Source organism: Rhodococcus sp. OS5 (assembly GCF_056837585.1).
The window spans coordinates 3,531,815-3,558,744 of sequence record NZ_CM166368.1; the positions used below are offsets into that span (position 1 = coordinate 3,531,815).

1 protein-coding gene is annotated in these 26,930 nt (G+C 62.8%); it reads right to left on the reverse strand.

Annotated features, from left to right (window positions below; genetic code table 11):
- Window positions 1-62 precede the first annotated feature (62 nt).
- A complete protein-coding gene (locus ACVZUB_RS16485) occupies window positions 63-26,855 on the reverse strand; it encodes a non-ribosomal peptide synthase/polyketide synthase (RefSeq protein WP_482627534.1) in 26,793 nt (8,930 codons plus the stop codon).
- Window positions 26,856-26,930 lie beyond the last annotated feature (75 nt).

Genomic DNA, 26,930 nt, shown 5'->3' on the forward strand with positions numbered 1-26,930 from the left:
GTGCCCGGCAACAGCTCGGTGGCGCTCGCTTCGCGGGCGTGCGGCTTGGTGGCTTGAAGTTGTCATGCCCGTTCGGAGTATCCGGAAAACATCGAGAGCACCCGGGCGAGCTCCGGTCCGATGACCGCCATGGCCGGAGGTTCGATCATCTCGTTGTGTTCGCAGCGCACGGGCACCTCCACGATCCGGCCCGTCACGAGTGGGCTCCATTCCTGCGGCGACCTGTCGCGCGGAATTGTGTCGTCTTCTCCGGATGCCAGGAAGATCAGCAGATCTCCTTCGTAGACCTGGGGAACGAACTGGTGCGTGATTCTCTGTGAAGTCTCGTACCCTCGGGCAATCCGTTCGAGGTCCCGACCGTCGACTCCCGTCTCGGGCCCGAGCCTCCGGGCCAACACGGCCGCCGCCTCGTCGAAGGTCAGATCTCGGTCGGTCTGGGGTTCGAGGCCGAGTCCTCGCAGTAGGTCTCGGACGTCGAGTTCGGCTGACGCAGGGGCATCGCCGTTGTCGGGGTAGCTGTCCATCATCGCCAGTGTGGCGACGTCGCGGCCGGACGATTGCAATTCGACGGCCATGGCGTGCGCGATGACTCCGCCGAGGGACCAACCGAGCAAGTCGTACGGCCCGTCCGGCGAAACGGCCTCCATCTCTTCGACGTAGCGATGGGCTAACTGTTCGATCGACTGATAGTCACCGTCGTCGCTGAGTGCGGGGAGCTGAAGTCCGTACACCGGTCGGTCCTCGGGCAGATACCGCACCAAGCCGGCGTACCCCCAGGACAGGCCGATACCGGGGTGCACACAGAACAGCGGTCGCCCAGTCCCTTTCGTCCGCAGTGGAACAACCACGGCGAGAAGCTCTTCCATACCGGCGTCGGCTGTCGGCATGTCGAGGCGTCGAGCGATTCCAGCGGGTGTCGGGTCGAGGAACATCCACTGAAGCGGGATTCTCCGTTGGAAACGAGAGTGCAGTGCGCTGACGATTCGGGTGGCCACCAGGGAGGACCCGCCCAGGTCGAAGAAGCTGTCGGTAGTGCTCACCCGGCTGACACCCAGAACCTCGACGAACGAGTCGACCACGGCACGCTCGGTGTCGGTGACCGGCTCGCGGAACTCGCCTGCAGCCGAACCGAATTCGGGTTCCGGTAAGGCCTTTCGGTCGAGCTTGCCCACCGGTGTCATCGGAATCCGCTCGAGAAGCACCACTGCCGACGGAACCATGTGCGAGGGTAGTCGGTCGGCTGCGTACGCCCGTATCTCGTCGCTGCCGGTGGCGTCGGCAGCTGACGCACGCACGTACGACACCAGGACCGTTTCACCCGACGGTCCCGTGTGGCCGACAGTCGCGGCGAAGTCCACCGACGGATGGCGTGAGAGAACTGCATCGATTTCCCCGAGTTCGATCCGAAAACCACGGACCTTGACCTGGAAGTCGCTGCGCCCGATGTATTCGAGCGTGTGATGCACTCCATCGCCGGAGCCAACGATTTTGGCACTGTCACCGCCGGATTCACGCCAACGCACGACATCTCCGGTGCGGTACATCCGGCGCCCCGGCGACCCGTACGAGCACGCGACAAATCGTTCCGACGTGAGCGACGCCCGATTATGGTACCCACGTGCCATACCTGGACCGATGATGTACAACTCCCCCGGCACGCCCACCGGGACGGGCTGCAAACGCTCGTCCAGCACCAGGAAGCCGAAGCCCACTGCCGGCGAGCCGATATTCACTCCCGCACCGGGTTTCATCGAATCGCTGACACTCGCCTGCACGGTGGTTTCAGTCGGGCCGTAGCCGTTGTGCAGCCTCCGACCCGGCGCCCATTGCGCGACGACCTCCGGCGGGCAGGCCTCGCCCACCAGATCGAGAACACGGAGCGCCTCGAAACCGTTGTCACCCAACGCCGCCAGCGCGGTCGGTGTAATGGTGGCATGAGTGACCTGCTCGCGCCGGAAAACATCGGCCAATTCGGCGCCACCGTACACAGCAGGCGGAACGATCACGACTTGCGCCGAGGCGCTGAATGCCATCGTCAACTCGAAGATGGAAGCGTCGAAACTCGGCGATGCCAACTGTGAGACATGAGAGTCGTGAGTGACCTCGAACCTCTCACGAGTTTCGGCCGTGAAGCTCGCCAAACCTCGATGAGTAATGTTCACTCCCTTGGGTTTCCCGGTAGATCCCGAGGTGTAGATCAGGTAGGCCGGATGATCGAGGTTCAGTTCACCGGTTCGATCGTCATCGGTGATCGGTTCCGGCGACAGCGCGGCTACCCGCCGGGCGAAGTGTGGGTCGTCGAGTTCCAGCCAGGGAACAACGTCGGGTAGGTGAGTTCGGCTGGTCTGAACAGTCAAACCGAGCGAGGCTCGGCAATCGGCGAGCATGTATTCGACGCGCTCGCGCGGATAGGCCGGATCGACAGGCACAAAAGCCGCTCCGGCTTTGGTCACCGACCAGATCGCCACCACCGATTCGATCGAGCGAGGCATTCCCAGTGCCACGAAGGTCTCCGGGCCCACACCGCGACCGCACAACTCCCGGGCAACACGATTCGACCACTCGTCCAGGTCGCGATAACTGAGCTGCCGGTTCTCGAGCGACAGGGCCACCGAGTCAGGATCGATCGCCACGGCGTCCGCCAACAACTCAGGCCACAGTTTCGGAGGTACTTCGGGGAGCCCATGCGCCGGCGTCAACTCGCGACGTTCGAGATCGCCGAGTAGGTCGATGTCACCGATCGGTACCTGCGGATTCCGGGTCACTGCCTCGAGCACACGAACGAACATGTCGGCAAAACCGCTGACCGTACCGGGGTCGAAGAGATCAGTGGCAAAGTCGACGGCTCCGCTCATCCCTCCCGGTTCACCGCGATCGTCGTACTCCTCGGCCAGAAGGAATTCCAGGTCTACCTTCACTACCTCGAGTTCAGGGTCGATCCCGCGGACTTCCAGTCCCGGTAGCTTCAGAATCGGTCGTTCGTTGTTCTGGAATTCCAGCGACACCGAGGAAATCGGTGCATAGGCGCTCGACCGTTTCGGCCCGACCGCCTCCACTACCCGCTCGAAGGGCACGTCGGAATGAGCGAACGCGGCGAGGTCGACTTCGCGGCAATGCTCAACCAACTCCCGGAACGATCGAGCCGGATCCACCTGTGTGCGCAATGCGAGCGTGCCGACGAACATGCCGACCAGATCATCGAGGGCACGATCTCCCCGGCCGGCGATCGGCGTGCCGATCACGATGTCGTCGGTGCTGCCCAAACGTGCCAGCAAGAGCGCGAGAGCTGCATGCACAGTCATGAATGCAGTGGACTCGTGCTGCCGCGACACGTTCCGAATACGGCGGTGAAGATCATTGCTGATCGAGAAGTGAATCCGCGAGCCGTGAAAACTCTGTTGCGTCGGCCGGTCTCGATCGAGCGGAAGTTCCAAGAGGTCGGGAGCACCTGACAGTGCACGTCGCCAGTAAGCCAACTGCTCGGCGATCACCGACCCGGGGTCGTCGACTGAGCCCAGAATCTCCCGTTGCCAGAGCGCGAAGTCGGCGTACTGGACTGGAAGCGGCGTCCACTGGGGATCCCCGCCGTACGCGTGGGCCTCGTATGCAATCATCACGTCTCGGGTCAACGGAGACATCGAGAAGCCGTCAGCCGAGATGTGGTGCACCACTACGGCAAGCACGTGTTCGCGCTCATCGATGGTGAACAACGCTGCCCACAGGGGAATTCGTGCGGCGACGTCGAAACCGGCCGAGACCATCCGGGCAAGCTCGTCACGGAGATGATGTTCGTCGGTCACCGTTGTCTCGGTCAGCTGCGGCAGCTCGGCGCTCTCGGTGGGCACGATGTGCTGGACCGGTCCGTCACCGTGGACCGGGAACATCGTTCGCAGCGATTCGTGGCGGGCGATGACATCGGACATCGCTGATCTCAAGGCCGGTTTGTCGAGTTCACCGCTCAACCGCACCACGAGCGGAATGTTGTATGCAGGAGAACTGGTGTCGAGTTGATTGACGAACCACATCCGCTGCTGAGCAAACGACAATGGGATGTTGTCGGGTCGGGGGCGCGGTCCCAGTCGCTCCGACCGTTCGGCGACCGACTGGCCGATCACCGTAGCCAATTCGGCGACCGTCGGCGTCTCGAACAGATCCCGCACGCCTACGGTAACTCCGAGCACCGCCCGTAGCCTCGCCGCGACCGAAGTGGCGCTCAGAGAATTTCCACCGAGCTCGAAGAAACTGATGTCGGTACCGACTCGTTCGAGGCCGAGCACCTCTGCGAACACGTCCGACACTGCCTGTTCGACCGGGCCGACCGGGGGACGGAAATCCCCTGTGGTCGTCTCGATTTCGGGTCTTGGCAACGCCGAACGGTCGACCTTTCCGACAGCGGTCAACGGAATGTTCTCCAGGACGGTGAGACCGGCAGGCACCATGTGCGAAGGCAAGCGCCTGGCCACGGCGCGAATCAGGAGCCTGGTGTCCAGTCGACCCGCCGTGGGCACGACGTACGACACGAGTCGGGTGTCTCCGGTGGGGACGCAATCGGCAACCGTAACGGCAAAACCGACGTTGGGCTCCGACATCAGCACACTGTCGATCTCACCGAGTTCGACACGGAAGCCTCGAACCTTGACCTGGAAGTCGCTTCGCCCGACGTACTCGACACACATGTCCGCCGTCCATCGCACGATGTCGCCGGTGCGGTACATCCGCGTTCCTGGGTCAGCCAGGTTGGCAACAAAGCGTTCTGCCGTCAACCCCGCCCTTCGGTGATATCCCCGTGCCACGCCTGGTCCGGCCAGGTACAGCTCGCCGGGGACCCCGACGGGAACCGCTTGAAGTCGAGTGTCGAGCACCAGTTCGCTGACGCCCCTGACGGGTCCACCGATGGTGATTGGTTCTCCGGCGGTCATCGGCGGGCTGACGTTGGACATGATCGTTGCTTCGGTCGGCCCGTACGCGTTGTACAGGCGGCGGCCAGGTGCCCAGCGAGCGACGAGGTCGGGCGGGCACGCCTCGCCTCCGAATACGACTTCCGAAAGTTGTTCCAGCCCAGCCGGGTCCACCGATGCCAATGCCGCTGTGGTGACGAACGCGTGCGTGACGGCGTGCTCTGCCAGAAGTTGCGCCAGGTCCTCGCCCCCGTAGATCCCGGGTGGAGTGATAACCATCGTCGCCCCGGCTCCGAAAGCCTGCAGATATTCGAAGAGCGACCCGTCGAAACTCGGAGTGGAGAAGTGCAGCGTGCGTGATTGTGGAGTTGCGCCGTAGCGTTCGAGCTGGTCTCGGGCGAAGTTGTCGAGCCCTCGCTGCGTGACCACGACGCCCTTGGGCACGCCGGTCGACCCCGAGGTGTAGACCACGTAGGCAGCTGAATCCAACCCGATCGGACGGAGTCGGTCGTTGTCGGTCAACGGGCTCCCCGAGAATCCCTCGCACTTCTTAGTGAAATGCGGATCGTCGATAATCAGCCACTCCGCGATATCGGGCAATCGATCTCGGCCCGCGGTGGTGGTCAATCCGAAGCTGACCTTCGAATCGATCAGCATGTGATTGATCCGCTCGTCCGGATAGTCGGGATCGATCGGCACGAACGCAGCGCCTGTCTTGGCGACGGCAAGTATCGACACCACGGACGCGAGAGAACGTGGGATACCGACCGCCACATAGTCCTCGGTTCCCAGGCCGTGCGAGACGAGCATGCGAGCAATGCGATTGGAGAGGATGTCCAGCTCGCCGTAGGTCATGCTGCCGTCCGCCGATTCCACGGCCGGTGCGTTCGGATCACGCTGGGCTGCCTGGTCGAAGATCTCCGGGAAGACGCGCGACGACCCGCCGGCCGTGCCACGGACTGGCACCAATTCAGCATGTTCGGAGGCTGCGAGCACCGACACCACAGCCAAGGGACGATCCGGCTGGGTACACGCTTCGAGTACGCGCCGCAGTCGTCCGGCGATCTCTTCGATGTCGGCGGCACCGAAAACCTCGGGTATGTACTCGAATTTCAGGCGGAGCCTGGTGTCGACCGATGCTACGAGGCTGAGCGGGTAGTGGGCAGCGTCCTTGGCTTCGACATCGGTGATCCGGACCCCCGCAATATCGGCATCGGACGAAAGCCCCTGACGGTCAACGGGATACGATTCGAAGACAGTCAACGTGTCGAATCCGATCTCCGGCCCCGCGCCTACGTGGATCTCGGAAAGCCCGAGACAGTGGTGATCCGACAGCTCTGCTTGCTCGGCCTGGATCCGCGCGAGGAGTGTGCCGATACTTTCACTCGGGCGCAGCGTGATTCGGACCGGAATTGTGTTGATGAACAGCCCGACCATGGTTTCGATCCCGGTCAGCTCGGGAGGTCGACCCGACACCGTCGCTCCGAACACCACATCGTCTCTCCCGGTCAGTGCAGCAAGGACGATCCCCCACGATGCCTGAACAATCGTGTTGATCGTCAGCCCGAGTTCACGCGCCATTCCGCGAAGTGAGGTTGTGAATTCCTCGTCCAGATCGAACACCCACTCGGCCGCCATGGTGGAGAGTCGACGCGATCGAACCGCTGGAGCCAACAGCGTCGGTCTTTCGACTCCGCTCAGCGTCCTCGCCCACACAGCTCGGGAAGCTTGCTGATCGCGGCGGCTCATCCAGGTCAGATAGTCGCGATACGCGCGCGCGTGAGGCAAGGCCGCCACTTGACCGTCGGCGGCATAGAGCGTCGCCAATTCCCGGATCAGCAGGGGCATGGACCAGCCGTCCAGAAGGATGTGATGATTGGTGAGCACGAGCGTGAACTTCTCGGGGGCGAGAGCGATCAGGGTGAATCGGATCAACGGCGCCCGTGCCATGTCGAACGGGCGCGCTCGGTCCTCGGCCAGCGCTCGATCAATTTCCTGATCTGGTGCACCAGTGAGGTCGATTTCCTGCCACGGCGCTGCCACGTTGCTTCGGACCACCTGGACGGCACGGCCGTCGGCGCTGTGAAGGAAGGCGGTACGCAGGTTCTCATGCCGGCCGAGCAGCGCGTCGGCGGCGCGGCGCAGGCGCTCCGAATCGACTGCGCCGGCTAGATCGAGAGCCACTTGTACGAGGTATGCGTCGACCGATCGTTCGGCCAATTCGGCGTGGAACAACAACCCCGCTTGCAGTGGAGAGAGTGGCCAGACATCGCTCAGGTCGGGACACCGACTTTCGAGGTCGTCGATCGCCTCCTGTCTAAGATCGACCAGATCGAAGTCCGAGGGTGTGAATCCGCCGCCGCCCGCCGCGAACTCTCCGAGCCCGGCCAGTGCGTCGAGCCACCACTGCCCCAGTTGCCGAACGTCGTCCGCACCCAGAATGTCCGGTGGGAACGTCCAGCCGGCAACGAGCTGCGGACCGTTCTCGGTATCGCTGTCGACCGTCATCACGTTGACCTCGAGGACGCTGGCGAGTGGGAGATCGACGGCCGCAACCGTCCGCAGGTCCTCGTCACGGATCGGTACCCATCCCGCTGAAGCGTCGGCGTCGGTTCCACCGACGCGTCCGAGGTAGTTGAAGCTGATCTGAGGCACCGGAAGTTGCGAAAGAGTGTGTGCCGTTTCGCGGTTCAGATAGCGCAGCAACCCGAAGCCGATGCCGCGGTCCGGCACCGCCCGGAGTTGTTCCTTGACAGTCTTGGCAGCGACGCCGGCAGCCGGGCCGCCGGCGAAGGCGTCACCCGGATCCACTCCGCTCAGATCGATCCGCACCGGGAAGATCGTCGTGAACCATCCCACCGTGCGAGCAAGATCTGCCCCGGGAACCACCTGTTCCTCGCGTCCGTGCCCCTCGAGACTGATCAATGTCTCCGGATTGTCGATGCCGCGGTCCATGCGCCAGCGGACCATCGCAAGTGCCAAAGCCGTCAACAATCCGTCCTCGACGCTCCCGTGAATCGCCTGCGGAACTGTCGTCGACACGGCCTCGGTCAATCCCGTGGGAACTCGTACTTCGATGTCAATGGTGGCCGAGGCGGTGTCCCTCTTCGTCAGGGCGTGCACACCCAGAGTCGGATCGGGACCCTCGAGCACCTCTCGCCAATAGTCGATCTCAGCCACCCGATCGGGCTCGCACGCGGCGTCGACGAGGCCATGTGCCCATCGACGCATCGAGGTTCCGACCGGAGCAAGTGACGGGTCGACGCCTGACTGCACCTGCGCACAGGCAAGTGCAAGATCGGGGATCAGGATTCGCCAGGAAACACCGTCCGTCACCAGATGGTGCGCTACCAGTAGCAACCGTTTCCGGCTCTGCCGGTCCTTTTGAATCTGCCCGTCGGTGTCGAGCAGGACTGCCTGCACCATCACACCTGCCTCCGGGTCGAGCCGCCCCAGAGCTGCGTCGAGTTCTGTCGAGACCGTCTCCGCGGCAGAACCCCCGAGGCTCACGTGGCGTACGACGGTCTCCGCCCGCACCGTACCTACAGGCGCAACGTCCATCCGCCGAGCGGATTCAGGATGATGCGTCGCCCGGATGCCCGCGCGGAGGATGTCGTGGTGGTCCAGCACAGCCTGCATGGCCAGTGTCAGCGTGACCTCGTCGAGCGTGGCAGGAACCGAGAGCAGAACAGATTGGAAGTACCGGCGAAAATCTCCACCACGGTCAAGCATCCATTCGACGATCGGCGTCAATTCGATCTCACCGACGCCGCCGCCAGGCAATTCGTCGACGACGACACGGTTGCCAGCCGTTCCGGCCGTCTCGGACAGCGCCGCAACAGTTTTGCGTTCGAACACCTCGCGCGGTGTGATCAGAACTCCGGCAGACCTGGCGCGCGTCACCAACTGGATGGACATGATCGAGTCACCGCCTAGAGTGAAGAACGAATCGTCGACCCCCACCTCCTCGAGTCCCAGAACTTCGGCGAACAGACTCGCAAGGATGTTTTCCGTCGCGGACGCGGGGCCACGACTTACGGTTGCCTGTCGCCCGAAGTCAGGTTCAGGCAATGCATTCCGGTCAAGCTTTCCGTTCACCGTCAGCGGCAAACCCTCGAGAACCGTCACGACAGCGGGGACCATGTGGGGCGCCAACCTCTGTGAGACATACTCGAGCAACGCCGCCGGAGAGATAGTGGCACCGGACTCCGGCACCACGTAGCCCACCAACCGGTCTCTGCGGGCTACCACCGCCGACTGAGACACGCCCACTCCGGAGAGCAGTGCAGCCTCCACCTCGCCGAGTTCGATTCGGTACCCCTTCACCTGCACCTGCAGATCGTTTCGTCCGAGGTACTCCAGCTGCCCGCTGTCGTTCCAGCGCCCCAGGTCACCGGATCGATACATACGCGCACCACTGACCGCGAGGTCGGGAATGAACCGCGCGGACGTCAGACCGAACCGGCCGAGGTATCCGCGTGAAACCTGATCACCGGAGACATACAGTTCACCCACCACACCGGGCGGCACCGGGTGCAACCGCTGATCCAACACATACACACGCAATCCGGGTAACGCCCGACCAATCACCGAGGCCGATCGTTGACGCACCAGCACACGATCGAGCGGTAAATGGCTGACGTGCACAGTGGTCTCCGTGATGCCGTACATGTTGACCAGATCTGGTGACGAAGTCCCGCGACGGGCGTACCAGCGCGTCAACTGTCCGAAGTCGAGCGCTTCTCCGCCGAAGATCACGTAGCGCAATGACAGGGCCGCACCCCCGGTAAGCCGGTCGGCTTCCGCCAATTGATAGAAGGCGGTGGGAGTTTGATTGAGCACCGTGACACGTTCGTGCCGTAGCAATTCGAGGAATGCCTCTGGTGAACGGGCCGTGAAGTAGTCGACCAGTACCAGTCGGCCACCGTGTGCGAGTGCGCCCCACATTTCCCAGACCGAGAAGTCGAATGCCTCCGAATGGAACATCGTCCACACATCGCCGCTGCCGAAGCCGAAGAGCGCTCTGGTGTTTGCCAGCAACGTCACTACGCTGCGGTGAGAAACCTGCACCCCCTTCGGGCGCCCGGTGGACCCCGAGGTGTAGATCACGTAGGCCACCGATTCGGGTCGGAGCGGTAGCAGCCGATCTCGGTCGGTCACCGCAAGCGGAGAAAACCTGTGCAGTGCATCGAGAATCACCGGGTCGTCTACCGCAATCACTGGAATCTCGCTGTCTGCGATTGCGTCACTGTCTCGTATGTAGTCGCCGTCGGCCCGGGTGGTCAACACACACTTCGGCCGGGCGTCACGCAGCACGAAGTCCACCCGGTTTACCGGAGAAGTCGAGTCCACCGGTACGTATCCGCCACCCGCCTTCACCACCGCCAGCAATGCCACCATCAGGTCGATCGAGCGGGCCATCGCGACTGCCACCAAGGTTTCCGGCCCCACCCCCTGCGCCACCAACAGTCGAGCGAGGCGGTTTGCTCGCTCGTCGAGTTCGCGGTACGTAACCGACAATTCGCCGCAGCGCACCGCCACGGCAGCACCGGACGTCCGCGCCGTGCGATCGAAGAGATCCGACAACGAATCCTCGTCTGTTCCGGCGCCAGAGGGCGTGGGCGCAACCAGCAACCCGCTGAGTTCGCCGGCCAGAATCATGTCGATATCACCGACGACCACCGACTGGTTCTCGGTCACGGCGCCGATCACTCTTTCGAAGCGCGCCGCGATGCGCGCCACCGACATTCGATCGAAAATATCTGTTGCATAACGGAAACCGGCGCTGATACCAGCGGGCTCACCGTGCTCGTCGACGTGCTCCATCACACTCAGTTGCAGATCGAATTTCGCAACCGCGAGATCGACGTCGAGCGAGCGAACCGTCAGTTCCGGCAAGTCGAAGCGCAGTCCCGTATCGGTCTGGAATTCGAGGAGTACCTGAAACAGAGGTGAATGCTCGGTGGAACGGTCGGGCGAGAGGTAATCCACCAACCTCTCGAAGGGGATGTCTGCATGGTCCAGAGCACCGAGATCCGTTGACCGCACCGCGGCCAACACCTCGGCAAAGGTTGCTCCGGATGAGACAGGTGTGCGAAGGACGAGCGTGTTGACGAACATCCCGACCACATCGTCGAACTCCGATGCACCGCGACCTGCGACCGGAGTCCCGATCACTACGTCGTCCGCTGTAGTGAGCCGTGCCAGCAATACCGCCAGAGCCGCATGCATCACCATGAACAGAGACGAACCGTTCTGGTGTGCGAGTTCGTTCAAAGCTCGATGGATCTCGGGCGAGAAGTCCATCGAAACCACCGCGCCCTCGGCAGACCGTTTCGAGGTTCGTGGTCTATCGAGAGGGAGCGGCAAGACGTCCGGAATACCCGACAGCTTCGCTGTCCAATAATCGAATTCGGCCGAGAGCGAAGTTTCCGGACCAACGTCTGCGTCGACGATCTCACGCTGCCAGAGGGTGTAGTCGGCGTACTGAACCGGCAGCGGCGCCCAGTCCGGGCTCCGACCTTGCGTGCGCGCGGTATATGCACTCATCAGGTCGCGTGCCAGTGGTGCCATCGAGAAGCCGTCTGCGGCGATGTGGTGAACAACGATCGCGAGTACATGCTGCTCCGGTCCGGTTCGGAGTAACCTCACGTGCAGCGGGAACCCTTCGGACACATCGAATCCGATGTCGAAGAACGCGTGCAAGTCCGTGAAAAGCCACTCGCCGGGAATCGGCACGGGGTGGATTCGAGGAGCAGCGACCGCGGGTTCGGCGATCACCTGGTAGGGCCCGTCTGCGGACGCAGGAAAGATCGTTCGAAGAGATTCGTGCCGTTCCACCACATCACCCAGCGCGGCTTGGAGCGCACCCGAATCCAGGAACCCGTCCAGTTGTAGTGCGACGGGGATGTTGTAGAGCGGAGACGACGTGTCGAACTGGTTGACGAACCACATCCGCGATTGCGCGAACGACAGCGGAATACGTTCTGGCCGTGCCCTACTCGTGAGGGGCACACGAGTAGCTTCCTCGGGTCCAGGCTCGCCCGGCGCGGAGTCGATTGGATCTATCGAGGCCGCCAGGTCCGCGACCACGGGGGCGTCGAACAGTGCATTGACCCCCATATTGGTGTGCAATGCGGCGTTGATGCGGGCGATGACTCGAGTGGCGCTGAGGGAATCCCCGCCGAGTTCGAAGAAACTGTCGTCGGCACCCACCTGGTCGAGACCGAGAACGTCGGCAACAGCACGGGCGATTCCGATTTCGGCAGGAGTGGCAGGAATCCGATATGCAGCGCTCGCAAAATCGGTGTCCGGGAGGGCTTTACGGTCCAACTTCCCATGCACCGTCACCGGAAACTCCCCCAACACCACCACCACCGACGGCACCATGAACCCCGGAAGAGACCTCCGCACCCCCTCCAACACCACCACCTCATCGACCACCACCCCCACCTCACCCACCACAAACCCCACCAAAAAATCCCCACCCACACCCGACCGCAACACCACCACCGCACCAGCCACCCCCACCTGAGCAGCCAACACCGCCTCCACCTCACCCAACTCCACCCGCTGCCCCCGCACCTTCACCTGAAAATCCGTGCGCCCCACAAACTCCAACACCCCACCACACCCCCACCGCACCACATCACCCGTCCGATACACCCGAGCACCCACCACCCCCGACACCGGATCCGCCACAAACCGACCCACCGTCAAATCCACACGACCCTCATACCCCCGAGCCACCTGCACCCCACCCACATACAACTCCCCCACCACACCCACCGGAACCGGCCGCAACCGCGAATCCAACACCAACACCCGCGTATTCCACACCGGCCGACCAATCGGAACACCCACCCCCACAACACCCTCCACCACATGAAACGTCACATCCACCGACGCCTCCGTCGGCCCGTACAAATTCACCAACTCCGCACCACACACCCCCGCAAACCGCCCCGCCAACACCGACGACAACCCCTCACCCGACACAAACACCCGACGCAAACCCGAACACCCCACCCCCAACTCCCCCACGCTCAACTCCCCCACGAACACCTCCAACATCGACGGCACAAAATGCACCACCGACACCCCCCACCGCTCGATCACACCCACCAAATACACCGGATCACGATGCCCACCCGGATCCGCCACCACCAACCGCGCACCCACCATCAACGGCCAAAACAACTCCCACACCGACACATCGAACGACACCGGCGTCTTCTGCAACACCACATCCCCCACACCCAACGGAAACTCCCCCTGCATCCACAACAACCGATTCACCACCCCCGCATGCGACACCACCACCCCCTTCGGACGACCCGTCGACCCCGACGTGAACATCACATACACCGCATGCTCAGGCAACAACACCCCCAACCGATCCCCCACCCCCACCGGACCACCCGAAAACCCCGAAACATCAACACAACCCACATCAACAAACCCCACCCCCACCGGCAAACACCCACCATCACCAACCCGCGACAACACCACCACCGGATCCACCACACCCACCACAAACCCCACCCGCTCCACCGGCGCACCCACATCCACCGGAACAAACACCCCACCAGCCCGCACCACCGCAAACACCGCCACCAACAACTCCACCGACCGCGACAACGCCACACACACCCGCGACTCCGGACCCACCCCCAACGAAATCAAAAACCGCGCAAAACGATTCACCCGAACATCGAACTCACCCCACGACAACACCACCCCACCACACACCAACCCCCCACCACCCACACCAGCAAACCGCCCATCCAACACATCCACCAACGTCAAACCCCCCACCACAACCCCCACACCATCCCAACCACCCACCACCAACCCACGCTCACCGGCGACAAACACGTCGACCTCACCGACCGGTGTATCCGCGTTCGCTGCGAAGGCGGCAAGAATCCGCGACATTCGCTGTGCAATGGTGTCGACCGCGGCGCGGTCAAATGCCGCCGGCTGGTACCGCAGGCTGACCTGCAGCGTCGGTTCCGCGACCGACAGCACGGTGAGCGGGTAATGCGTGGCGTCGCGGGCATTCACAGCGGTGACGCGCATACCGGCAATGTCGGTGTTCCCGCCCATCCCCGAGGTATCGATCGGATACGACTCGAAGACCGACAGTGTGTCGAACAAATTGCCTGTCCCTACGACAGATTGAATCGCGCCGAGTCCGACATAGTGATGATCGAGCAGAGCTGTCTGCTCGCTTTGCAGTCGAGCGAGCAGCTGCGTACACGTCTCGTCCGGATCCAGTTGCACTCGGACAGGCAACGTGTTGATCAGCAGCCCCATCATGTTTTCCACACCAGGCAACTCGGGTGAGCGGCCCGAAACCGTGACGCCGAAGACTACGTCGTCACGGGAAAGCATCCGAGACAGTAGGACACCCCACGCCGCCTGGATCACCGTGTTCATCGTGATCCCGCTCCGTTGGACCAGCGCACCGAGTCCGTCGCGCACCGAATCGGGTAGATCGACGGCAACCTCTTCGGGCACCAGCTGCTCCGCGATCGGCGTCGAAGGCGCCAACAACGTCGGCTCGTCGACGCCTTCCAAGGCGTCCTCCCACGCCGCGAGCGAGGTCTCCATATCGCGGTGCATCAACCATTCCAGATAGGTGCGGTACGACGGAGTCTCGGGAAGATCGGCCGGGGCCCTCTCGACCGAGAGACTGTCGTCCGCGTATCGCATCAACAGTTCGCGAACCAGCAACGGCATCGACCAACCGTCGAGAACGATGTGATGGTTCGTCACCACCAACACACACCTCGTCGGCGAGGTTCGCAGCAACGTCAGCCGAAGCAGTGGCGGCGAAGCGAGGTCGAAGGGTGCACTGCGATCCTCGTCGAGGCGGCGCTCCAAATCTGCGTCGGTTGCCGATCCGCGATCACTCAGGTCGACCTCGGTCCAGGGAATCACTGCATCGTCGACAATCAACTGCACCGGTAGGCCGTTCACGTCGTAGAGAAACGCTGCACACAGATTCGGGTGGTTTGCGAGTAGTCCGGCAGCAGCGCCGCGCAAACGCTCGGAATCAACCGCTCCTTCGAGCTCGACGCACAACTGCGCTGTGTAGACGTCCGTCGACGTGGCCGCCAGTGAGGCATGGAACATCAGCCCGGCCTGAAGGGGCGACACCGACCAGACATCGCGCAATCCGGGGAAATCGTTCTCCCAGCGTTCGATCTGTTGTTGGTCGACCGAGACGATGGGAATGTCCGACGGCGTCAGACCGCCCGCATCAGGTCGCGACGCGTGCGCGGTGAGTCCGTCGAGCGCACGACGCCACAGTTCCGCGAACTCCGCGACGTCAGACCCGTCGAGCACTCCGCGGGGAAAGGTGAAAGATGCTGTCAGGCAGGGCCCGTCGACATGGTCCTCAACCGCCGCGTTGATGTCGATCACGGACGCCACAGGCATGGACGGGTTCTGGGTTCCGCCGAGCCTTCGATTGCCCTCCACCGGCAGCCAGTCCTGTGTTCCGTCAGAGGAGCTGATCCGGCCCAGATAGTTGAAACTGATCTGAGGAGAACGGAATCGGCCGAGTGGGTCGCTCTCGCCCGACAGGTACCGCAACATCCCGAATCCGATTCCATGATCGGGGATCGCACGCACGTACTCTTTGACAGCTTTGAGAGCCCGCCCGGCGTCGGCGCCACCTGCCAGTGCGTCGTCGACGTCGATTGCGCCGAGGTCCACGCGCACCGGGTAGAGCGTGGTGAACCAACCAACGGTGCGACCGAGGTCTGCGCCAGGAACCACCCCTTCCTCGCGGCCGTGTCCTTCGAGAGTGATCAGGGCGGCAGCGGTGTCCGAACCGCGGCGTCGTCGCCACCCGATCGAGGCCAACGCAACAGCGGTGACGAGTCCGTCGTTCACGCCGGCGTGGAATGCCGCAGGAACCGTGGTGAGAAGGTTCCTGGTCACCGAAGGCGAGATGTCCACTGTAACGGTGTCGACCGTGTCGTCGACGTCGATCGTGGGATCGAGTGGGCGCGAACCGATCAACGGGTCATCGCCGTCCAGGATCGTTATCCACATGTCCCGTTCGACGCTCCGGTCGCCCACGTGCTCGACAAGCCCATGCGCCCATCGCCGGAACGACGTTCCGATCTGTGGCAGTTCGGGGGTGACACCGGCCTGGAGTTGTGCTGTCACGGACGCCAGGTCGGTGACCAGAATGCGCCACGAGACGCCGTCGACAACCAGGTGATGAATCACCACAAGTAGTCGGCCCCGCCCGGTCGACACGTCAGGTTTGTCGGCCAGGTCGAACCAGATCACGCGCACCATGTCAGCCGTGGCGGGATCCAAGCTGTCGGCCACGGCCTCGAGTTCTCCCGACGCCAAGGCCCTGAAACCTTCGTCGTCCACCGAATCGACAGCTACGCGGTGGATCAGTCCTTCGGCCGAGATCGAGCCGGGTGGTAAGACTTCCATGACCCGGTCACTCTCAACCAAGCGAGCTCGAAGCATTCCGTGGCGGTCCAGCAACACCCGGAGACCACGGACAAGGAGGTCCTGGGTGAGATCAGCGGGAGCTGTCAGCAAGAGCGCCTGGGAGAACCGTTTCACTCCGCCGCCACGCAGCCCGCCACTGCTGCGGTCGAGCATCCACTGCGCCACCGGGCTCAGTGGAACAGTTCCGACAGCGGATCCCGGTAGCTCCGCGAGTACATCAGGCCTGTCCTGCTCAAGGTGCGCCGACTCGGCAAGCGCGGCGACGGATTTGTGGTCGAAAACATCTCGGGGTGAGATGATCACACCCGCATCGCGAGCGCGGGCCACCAATTGGATGGACATGATGCTGTCGCCACCGAGCTCGAAGAACGAATCATGCACTCCTACCGCGTCGAGACCGAGAACCTGCGCGAACAGAGCGGCAAGAAGATTCTCGGTTTCCGTTCGCGGTGGCCGGTCGGGTGTGGCGGCGGACGAGAAATCGGGTGTGGGAAGCGCTGCGCGGTCGAGTTTTCCGTGAACCGTCAGCGGAACGGCGTCGAGCACCACCACCGCCGCCGGCACCATGTACGACGGCAGGCGCTTGCCTGCATGGGCGAGGACGTCTCGCGGATCGACACTCGCTCCGCGATCGGGAACCACGTAGCCGATCAACCGATCCCTGCCGTCGCCGTTCCAGACGGCCGTCACCGCCTGGGCCACGCGCGGGTGCGTCTGCAGTGCCACCTCGACTTCCCCGAGTTCGATGCGGAACCCACGGACTTTGACTTGGGCATCGGTGCGCCCGAGATACTCCAGCCGTCGGTCGGGCGTCCACCGCACGCGATCGCCCGTGCGATAGATCCGCGTTCCCGGCGCACCGAAGGGATCTGCGACAAACTGCGTGGCGGTCAACGGGTATCGCCGGTGATAGCCGCGAGCGAGAGCCGGCCCGGCAAGATACAACTCCCCCGCGACACCTACCGGTACCGCTCGCAGACGCGAGTCCAGCACTACCTCACTGAATCCGCGAGTAGGTGTGCCGATAGTGACCGGGTCGTTCGGAGCCAGTGCCGCACTGATGCTCGACACGACAGTTGCCTCGGTAGGACCGTAGGCGTTGAACATCTTTCTGCCCGGCGCCCAGCGGGCCACCAATTCCGGCGGACACGCTTCCCCACCTGTCACGACACAACCGACAGTGGTGAGACCGTCTGGGTCGACGGACGTTAAGGCCGCCGGAGTCACAAAACAATGGGTGACGCGCTCGCGCTCCAGTAGCGCCGCCAGTTCCGACCCGCCGTAGACGGTCGGTGGCACGATCACCATCGTGGCTCCAGCACCAACGGCCATCACGAGCTCGAGAACCGACGCGTCGAAACTCGGCGAAGCGAAGTGCAGAGTTCTGGATCGGGTCGTGGCGGCGAAGGTCTCACGCTCCTGGAGCGCGAAGTCGCTCAACCCGCGATGTGTGACCGTCACGCCCTTGGGTGTTCCTGTCGACCCCGACGTGTAGATCAGATAGACCGGATTGTCGATGCGAATCGGTGCCTTCCGATCCGCGTCGGTGACTTTCGATAGCGAGTACGCCCGCAGCCGTTCCTCGAAACCGGCATCGTCGAGGACCAGCCACGGCACGAGGCCGGACAATGCCGCGTTGTGAGCTCGAGACGTTATCCCCCACCCTGCACCGGAGTCGCCCAGCATGTGCTCGATACGAGCAGCAGGATGTCCCGGGTCCACGGGAAGGAATGCCGCACCTGTCTTGGCAATGGACCACACCGCCAGAACGGACTCGATGGAGCGTGGGAGACACAACGCCACCACCGATTCGGGACCCACTCCGGATTCGATCAGCATGCGGGCCAATCGGTTCGACTGCGCGTCGAGTTCGAGATAGGTCACTTCACGTTCCTCGAACACCAGCGCAACGGCGCCGGGATCCTGGGCAGTCGCCATATCTGTTGCTGCAGTCAGCAAATCCGGAAGGGTCTGAACAGCGGCGGAAATCTCACCTCGCACGGGTACCAGTTCGGCTGACTCATAGGCGTCGAGGATCTCGATATCTCCGATCCGTGATTGCGGATCCGTGATAACGCGCTCGAGAATCCGTTGCAGGCGGTCGGCGAAGCCCGCTACCGTTTCCTCGTCGAAAATATCTGTGGCATATCCGAATTCGGCGCGAAGACCGTCCGATTCGCCGGCTGCGCCGGCATTCTGCGTCACCGTCAACTGAAGATCGAAGTTGATGGTGTCGATCTCGACGCCCACGTCGGTCACCTGCAGGTCGGGGAGTTCGAGTGCAGGCCGTTCGATGTCTTGGAACTCCAACATGACTTGAAACAGGGGCGAGTACGCCGTCGAACGTGAAGGATTCACGATCTCGACGACTCTTTCGAACGGCACGTCCGCGTGAATGAAGGCGCTCAGATCTACGTTTCGGACCTGGTCGAGGAAGTCTCCGAAAGTTGCGCCGCGGTCCACTGCAGTGCGCAAGACCAACGTGTTGACGAACATGCCCACCAGGTCGTCGAGTTCGCGCTCCCCACGCCCGGCGATGGGAGTTCCGACGGCTACGTCGTCCTCATCACTGAGCCTCGCCAGCAGCACTGCCAAGGCTGCGTGCACAACCATGAAGACCGTGGCGTTGTGTTTGCGCGACAGGGCAACCACACCCGCATGCACCTTCGGACCGAACTCGAACCTGATCCGTCCGCGTCGAAGCGAACGCACATCACCGCGCGGTCGATCGGTCGGAATGTCGAGAACCTCAGGTGCGCCCGCAAGATTCTCGGCCCAATAGCCGAGCTGTTTCGAGATCAGAGACCGAGAGTCCGATTCCGAGCCCAACCAACCACGTTGCCACAACGCGTAGTCGGCATACTGGATCCCGAGCGGCGCCCACTGCGGTGCCTTACCGTTCACACGGGAGGAGTATGCGCTCATGAGATCTCGGGCCAGCGGTACCGTCGAGAATCCGTCGGCGGCGATGTGGTGAATCACGATCACCAGGACATGCGAGTGGACCTGGTCGTCTCGCCGCAACAAGGTGGCGCGCATCGGGACCTGCTGCGTGACGTCGAAACCATCCGAAGCGATCTGCCGGCTACGCTCGCGCAGCTCTTCCTCTCCCTGCACAAGTATCGGTGCAAGATCCGATACCACCTGTGAGGTGGACATGATCACTTGACGCGGGCCGTCGTCAGTGAGAGGAAAAACAGTGCGCAAGGACTCGTGCCGCTCGACGACGTCGACAAATGCAGCGTGAAGCGCACTCACGTTCACTGCACCTTCGAGCCTCAACGCGCACGCGACGTTGTAGGCGGCGGACTCGGGGGCGAACTGATTCGCAAACCACATTCGCTCCTGCGCCGGTGAAAGTGGGATATCTGTCGTCATAACCCGCGGCGTCAACGCCGGCTTGGCCCCCTCTCCTCCGCGACACTGCGCCAATTCGGCCAGCGCTGCAACGGTAGAAGCATCGAAGACGTCACGAATATTGATCCGTTCGCCGAGAACAGAATTCACTCGCGCAACCAACCTGGCCGCACTGAGAGAGTTCCCACCCAGGGCAAAAAAGTCGTCGTTCACGCCCACCGTCGACGTTCCCAGCAGATCATCGAAGATTGCGGCAACCGTCTCCTCGACCGGCGTTCGTGGCGCAACATACTGCAGCGCTTGAGGTTCGAAGTTGACGTCCGGGAGGGCTTTACGGTCCAACTTCCCATGCACCGTCACCGGAAACTCCCCCAACACCACCACCACCGACGGCACCATGAACCCCGGAAGAGACCTCCGCACCCCCTCCAACACCACCACCTCATCGACCACCACCCCCACCTCACCCACCACAAACCCCACCAAAAAATCCCCACCCACACCCGACCGCAACACCACCACCGCACCAGCCACCCCCACCTGAGCAGCCAACACCGCCTCCACCTCACCCAACTCCACCCGCTGCCCCCGCACCTTCACCTGAAAATCCGTGCGCCCCACAAACTCCAACACCCCACCACACCCCCACCGCACCACATCACCCGTCCGATACACCCGAGCACCCACCACCCCCGACACCGGATCCGCCACAAACCGACCCACCGTCAAATCCACACGACCCTCATACCCCCGAGCCACCTGCACCCCACCCACATACAACTCCCCCACCACACCCACCGGAACCGGCCGCAACCGCGAATCCAACACCAACACCCGCGTATTCCACACCGGCCGACCAATCGGAACACCCACCCCCACAACACCCTCCACCACATGAAACGTCACATCCACCGACGCCTCCGTCGGCCCGTACAAATTCACCAACTCCGCACCACACACCCCCGCAAACCGCCCCGCCAACACCGACGACAACCCCTCACCCGACACAAACACCCGACGCAAACCCGAACACCCCACCCCCAACTCCCCCACGCTCAACTCCCCCACGAACACCTCCAACATCGACGGCACAAAATGCACCACCGACACCCCCCACCGCTCGATCACACCCACCAAATACACCGGATCACGATGCCCACCCGGATCCGCCACCACCAACCGCGCACCCACCATCAACGGCCAAAACAACTCCCACACCGACACATCGAACGACACCGGCGTCTTCTGCAACACCACATCCCCCACACCCAACGGAAACTCCCCCTGCATCCACAACAACCGATTCACCACCCCCGCATGCGACACCACCACCCCCTTCGGACGACCCGTCGACCCCGACGTGAACATCACATACACCGCATGCTCAGGCAACAACACCCCCAACCGATCCCCCACCCCCACCGGACCACCCGAAAACCCCGAAACATCAACACAACCCACATCAACAAACCCCACCCCCACCGGCAAACACCCACCATCACCAACCCGCGACAACACCACCACCGGATCCACCACCCCCACCACAAACCCCACCCGCTCCACCGGCGCACCCACATCCACCGGAACAAACACCCCACCAGCCCGCACCACCGCAAACACCGCCACCAACAACTCCACCGACCGCGACAACGCCACACACACCCGCGACTCCGGACCCACCCCCAACGAAATCAACAACCGCGCAAAACGATTCACCCGAACATCGAACTCACCCCACGACAACACCACCCCACCACACACCAACCCCCCACCACCCACACCAGCAAACCGCCCATCCAACACATCCACCAACGTCAAACCCCCCACCACAACCCCCACACCATCCCAACCACCCACCACCAACCCACGCTCGGGCGCGCCCAAAATTTCCGTATCCCCTACTGGCACTGTTGGATCCGACACGACCGACCGGAGGAGGCGGACGAAACGCTCGCCGAACTCGGCGACTGTGGTGCGCTCGAAGATATCGGAGGCATAGGTGAAGGCGGCATCGAAACCCATGGGGACGCCGTCTTTGCCACGCTGCTCGGAGAGCGACAGTTGCAAGTCGAATTTGGCGACACCGACGTCGACTGGAACAACATCGACACCCAGTCCGGGTAGTTCGAGGTGGGGATCTGCGGTGTTCTGGAATTCCAACAGAACCTGGAAGAGCGGTGAGCGAGATGACGAACGCTCCGGCGCAACTGCATCGACGACTCGCTCGAACGGCACCTCGGCTTGTCCGAACGCTGCCAGATCGACTTCGCGAGTTCGTGAAAGGATCTCCTCGAAAGTCGCGGCGGTGTCAACGGTGATTCGCAGGACGACCGTGTTGACGAACATCCCGACCAGATCGTCGAGGACTTGCTCGGCGCGCCCTCCTACCGGAGTCCCGATCGCTATGTCCGGCGAGGCGCTCAGCCGTGCCAACAGAACCGCCAGCACTGCGTGCATCACCATGAACGGTGTCGTGTTGTGATTCCGAGCGAGTTCGAGGAGTTCACTGTGCACGTCTGCGGGCACCGAGAATCGGACCGATTCACCGCGCATGGATCGTTCCGCCGGTCTCGGTCGATCCAGCGGAAGGTCGATCACGTCAGGTAGACCGGCCAGGGTGGACGTCCAGTAGTCCAACTGCTTCGCCTCGAGCGTGTCCGGATCGTCGTCACTGCCGAGCAGTTCGATCTGCCATTGGCTGTAGTCGGCGTACTGCACAGGCAAAGGCGACCAGTCCGGTGCCCGTTTCGCAGCCCGCGCCGCGTAGGCGCGGGTCAGGTCGCGGGCCAGCGGCTCGAGGGATGCTCCGTCCGCCGAAATATGGTGAACCACCAGCGCAAGGACATGATCGTCCGGCGTGACCCGAAAAAGGGAGCCGCGCAGGGGCACGTTCGCGCTCACGTCGAACCCCTCGCGAGCGAGATCGGCGATGCGCCTGTCCAAGGCTTCCTCGTCCACGGATACTTCCCACGCGATCTTCGACGTCACGCGTTCCGAAGGCACTACTACCTGATGGGGGCCGTCGACCGACGCCGGGTAGACGGTACGGAGCGATTCATGCCGATCGACAACATCTCCCACCGCGCGCTGCATCGCAGCGACATCCAAGGCACCTGACAGTCGGACCACCATCGGAATGTTGTAGGCCGGGGACGACGTGTCGAACTGATTGACGAACCACAGGCGTCGTTGTGCCACAGACACCGGAATCTTGTCCCTGTACGAATGTGCCTGCAGGATTGGACGCTTCGAACGCGTGCGATCAACGCGGGATGACTTCGCATCCCGCACGTGACGGGCCAATGATTCGATAGTCGGTGCTTCGAACAAAGTCCGCACCCCGAAATCGATTTCTTCAGCGGCATTTACGCGAGCGATCAGCTTCGTGGCAATCAGTGAGTTCCCGCCCAGATCGAAGAAGTCGTCACCCGCACCCACCGTCTCGAAGCCTAGAACATCGGCAAAAATCTCGGCGAGCACTAGTTCCTCAGCGCCCTCGGGCGGTCGAAAGTCGTCCGACCGAGCATCGAGCCGAGGTGCAGGTAAGGCAGCGCGATCGACCTTTCCCGCCGGAGTTACCGGCAACTCGTCGAGTAGAACAAATGCCGCAGGAACCATGTACGACGGAACACGGCTCGCGACGTACCGCGTCAGCTCGGCCGTCGAGAGCGCACTTCCGCCGGCAGGCACGACGTACGTGGTGATCGTCGCTGTCCCGGAGGGAGCCGCACGCGCCACGGTGACTGCATTCTCGACCTGCGGACACGACCGCACGACGCTGTCGATTTCCCCGAGTTCGATACGAAATCCGCGAACTTTCACCTGGAAGTCACTACGACCGACGTACTCGAGTCCACGGCCACGGCGCCACCGCACCAAATCCCCCGTTCGATACATCCGCTGCCCGGGGAGGCCGAAGGGGTCTGCCACGAATCGTTCTGCGGTCAACGCATACTTCCGGTGATATCCACGTGCGAGCGCGTCTCCCGAGATGTACAGCTCGCCCACAACACCGTCGGGGACGGGGTGCAATCGCTGATCGAGCACGATCTCCTCGAAGCCGCGGAGCGGACCGCCCACTGTGATGTCCTCCGACGACACCATCGGCTCGCCGATGTTCGACATGACGGTGGTCTCGGTCGGCCCGTACGCATTGCACAGCCGTCGGCCGGGAGCCCACCGCTGCACGAGATCCGGCGGACAGGCCTCACCACCGACCACCACTTCGCCGAAGTCCGAAAGGCCCTCGGGCGAAACTGTTCCGAGCGCCGCAGTAGTGACAAAACCATGCGTGACACGCTGGGATTCGAGGAAGTGAGACAACTCGTCACCGCCGTAGATCGTGCTCGGCGCAATCACCATGGTCGCTCCGGCACCGAAAGCCAGCAGGTACTCGAAAATCGAGGCGTCGAAACTCGGGGTCGAGAAGTGCAACGTTCGCGCATCCTGGGTCGCACCGAACCGCGAACGCTGTTCGGCAGCAAGCGCTTCCAGTCCACGATGCGAGACCGTCACCCCCTTGGGGAGTCCGGTGGACCCGGACGTGTAGATCACGTATGCGGGATTGTCGGGCCGGATCGGGCGCACCCGATCGACATCGGAGATGGAGCGCACGGACAACCGTGCAAGTCGGCCACGGAACTCAGCGTCGTCGATTGCTATCCAGGAAATCGAATCCGGCAAGCGATGAAGTTCCGCGACGACCGTGAGCCCCAGTACGGCGCCGGAATCGGTCAGCATGAAGCGAACACGTTCATCCGGATAGGTCGGATCCACCGGCAAGAATGCCGCGCCGGCTTTGGTCACCGCCAACATCGCGACAACCGATTCGATCGAACGCGTCAAACCCAGCGCCACACTGTTTTCCGGACCGATGCCGCGGTCGATCAATTCTCGGGCCAACTTCGACGAACGCTCGTCGAGTTCTCGATACGTCAACTCGGCATCGAGATACGACAGGGCCACGCCGTCGGGGTGTGTGCGCGCCGCACCGTCGAACAAATCGGCCAGGGTGCGATGCGAAGCGCGCGGGTCACCGCGGACAGGCCGTATCGCGGATCGCTCGTCGTCGGACAAGATATCGATGTCGCCGACCATGATTGCCGGATCCGCTGTGACGGATTCCAGGACGCACGCGAGCCGCAAACCGAGGCCGCGTACCGTCTCGGCGTCGAATAGATCGGTGGCAAACGCGAGCGTCACCGTGATTCCGGACGGCGTACCCACCTCGTCGAAAGTCTCGACTGCAGACACTCCGAGATCGAAGCGGCCGATGTCGCGAGGGTGCTCGTCAGCGCCGGCGACGGACTCGAACGTCACCTGTATCACCGGCGCATACGCAGGTACATCCTCCACCTCGAGCGACTCCGCCACCTGCTCGAGCCGTATCCCACTGTGCGGCAGCGCATTACTTCGGACCTCGACGACACTGCCCAAGAGTGCCGTGAACGGCGTCTCCAGATCGATGCGACTCCGGATGGCGACGATGTTCGCGTCGGATCCCGCGGGCGTACCGATCACAACATCCGAAGCACCGGACAACCGGCTCACCAGGAGAGCAAAGCTTGCATGTAAGACCGCACGAGTGTCCGTCCCGAGATCACTCGCCATCGCCGTGATCCGCGCGTGGGTGTCGGCGGCGATCAGGACCTCAACCCGTCCGTTCTCCAGCGATTGCGTTGCAGGTCTGGGCCGATCGAACGGAAGTTGCAATAGTTCGGGCGCCCCGGTGAGCTCATGTCTCCAATACTCGAGGTGCCGCACTTCGCGTTGTCGTCGCTCGCCCTCCCGGGCCGTCGGGCTGTGAATGTCTGCGAGTTCGGCACCGGAATCAGACGCGATCAACTCTTCCAGCAAGCCGACAAAATTCCGGTGGTGCTCGCGTAAACCCGCCTCCTCGTATCGGATCGGGTTTGCCCGGAAGTCGACACGCAGCCTGTCGCCGCTCGGATACACGTTGACCAGAAGGTCGTCCACCGGCCCGGAGGTGACGATGTGATACTCCCCAACCACCTCGCCCAACTGCACCTCCTGGCGAAACAGCATGACGTTGACCATGGGCCCGGCATATGAGTCTTCGCCTTCCAGACCGCTCGTCACGCCTGCGTCCCTACGGATGTCGTCGAGGCTGCAGCGCTGGTGCCGCAATGCACCCATGAGCTCATGCTGGACCTGGGCGAAGAGTTCACCGACGGTGTCGACCGCTGCGACACGGATGAGCAGTGGCGTGACCTTCACCATCATGCCGCCCGAGTCCCGCAGCACCGCCGTAGTACGCCCGGACATCGGAACATGAATCTGGACAGTCTCTTTCGCCGTCATCCGCGCGAGGTACAACGCGAGCGCAGCGATGACCGGTGCAGCGTGGTTCTCGGATTCGTAGAGAAGGGCACAACTTCGGTCCGACATCAGTGTGCTTTCGAGTCGGCTCTCGGTTTGCGCGGGCCCAGAAGCCTCCGCCAGGCTGGATCCGGCGAGGGTGGTATTGCGCTCAGCCCAGTACTCCCGGTCGGCGGCGAATCGATCCGACATTCTGTACCGCTCGTCGATGTCGTACAGCGTGCGCAGTGTCGCGGCACGACTCGGCTGCGAGTCCTTTCTCGCCGCCGAGGCCGAGTACCGATGCGCAATGCGGTTCATCATGGTCATGGCACCGAAACCGTCGAGCGCAACATGATGGATGCGGCTGTACCACAGATAGTGCGCGTCACCCACGCGCAGCACAGCGGTCGCGACGATTCCGTCGACTGCCAGGTCGAGCTGTGTCCGGCAATCTCGGCGCATCCACCCGAGGGCATCCTCGATCGGATCGGGGGACCCACGGAGGTCGACCAAACCGACCGAGATTTCGGCCTTCTCATCCACGTACTGCATCGGTTGACCGTCGATCTCGATCACTTTGAGCAAAGGAGATTGAAACTCGTATGCCACCGCTCGCGTTTCGCGATCCAGCAGTTCGACGTCGAGTTCGCCGCGCAGCTCCACGTAGTGCGCTATCAGAATCGGGACTTCGGGATCGAATTGCTGAGCGAACCAGGTTGCCCGTTGGGCGGCCGAGAGCGGAAAGAGCGTCTCATCAGAAGGGTCGGTCCGACTTACCTCGAAGGGTTTCACAGCGCCCCGCCCCGCATGATCTCCGCGGCCGCCGAGTGCGTAGCCGCGTCCGAATCAACAGCGCGAAAGCAAGAG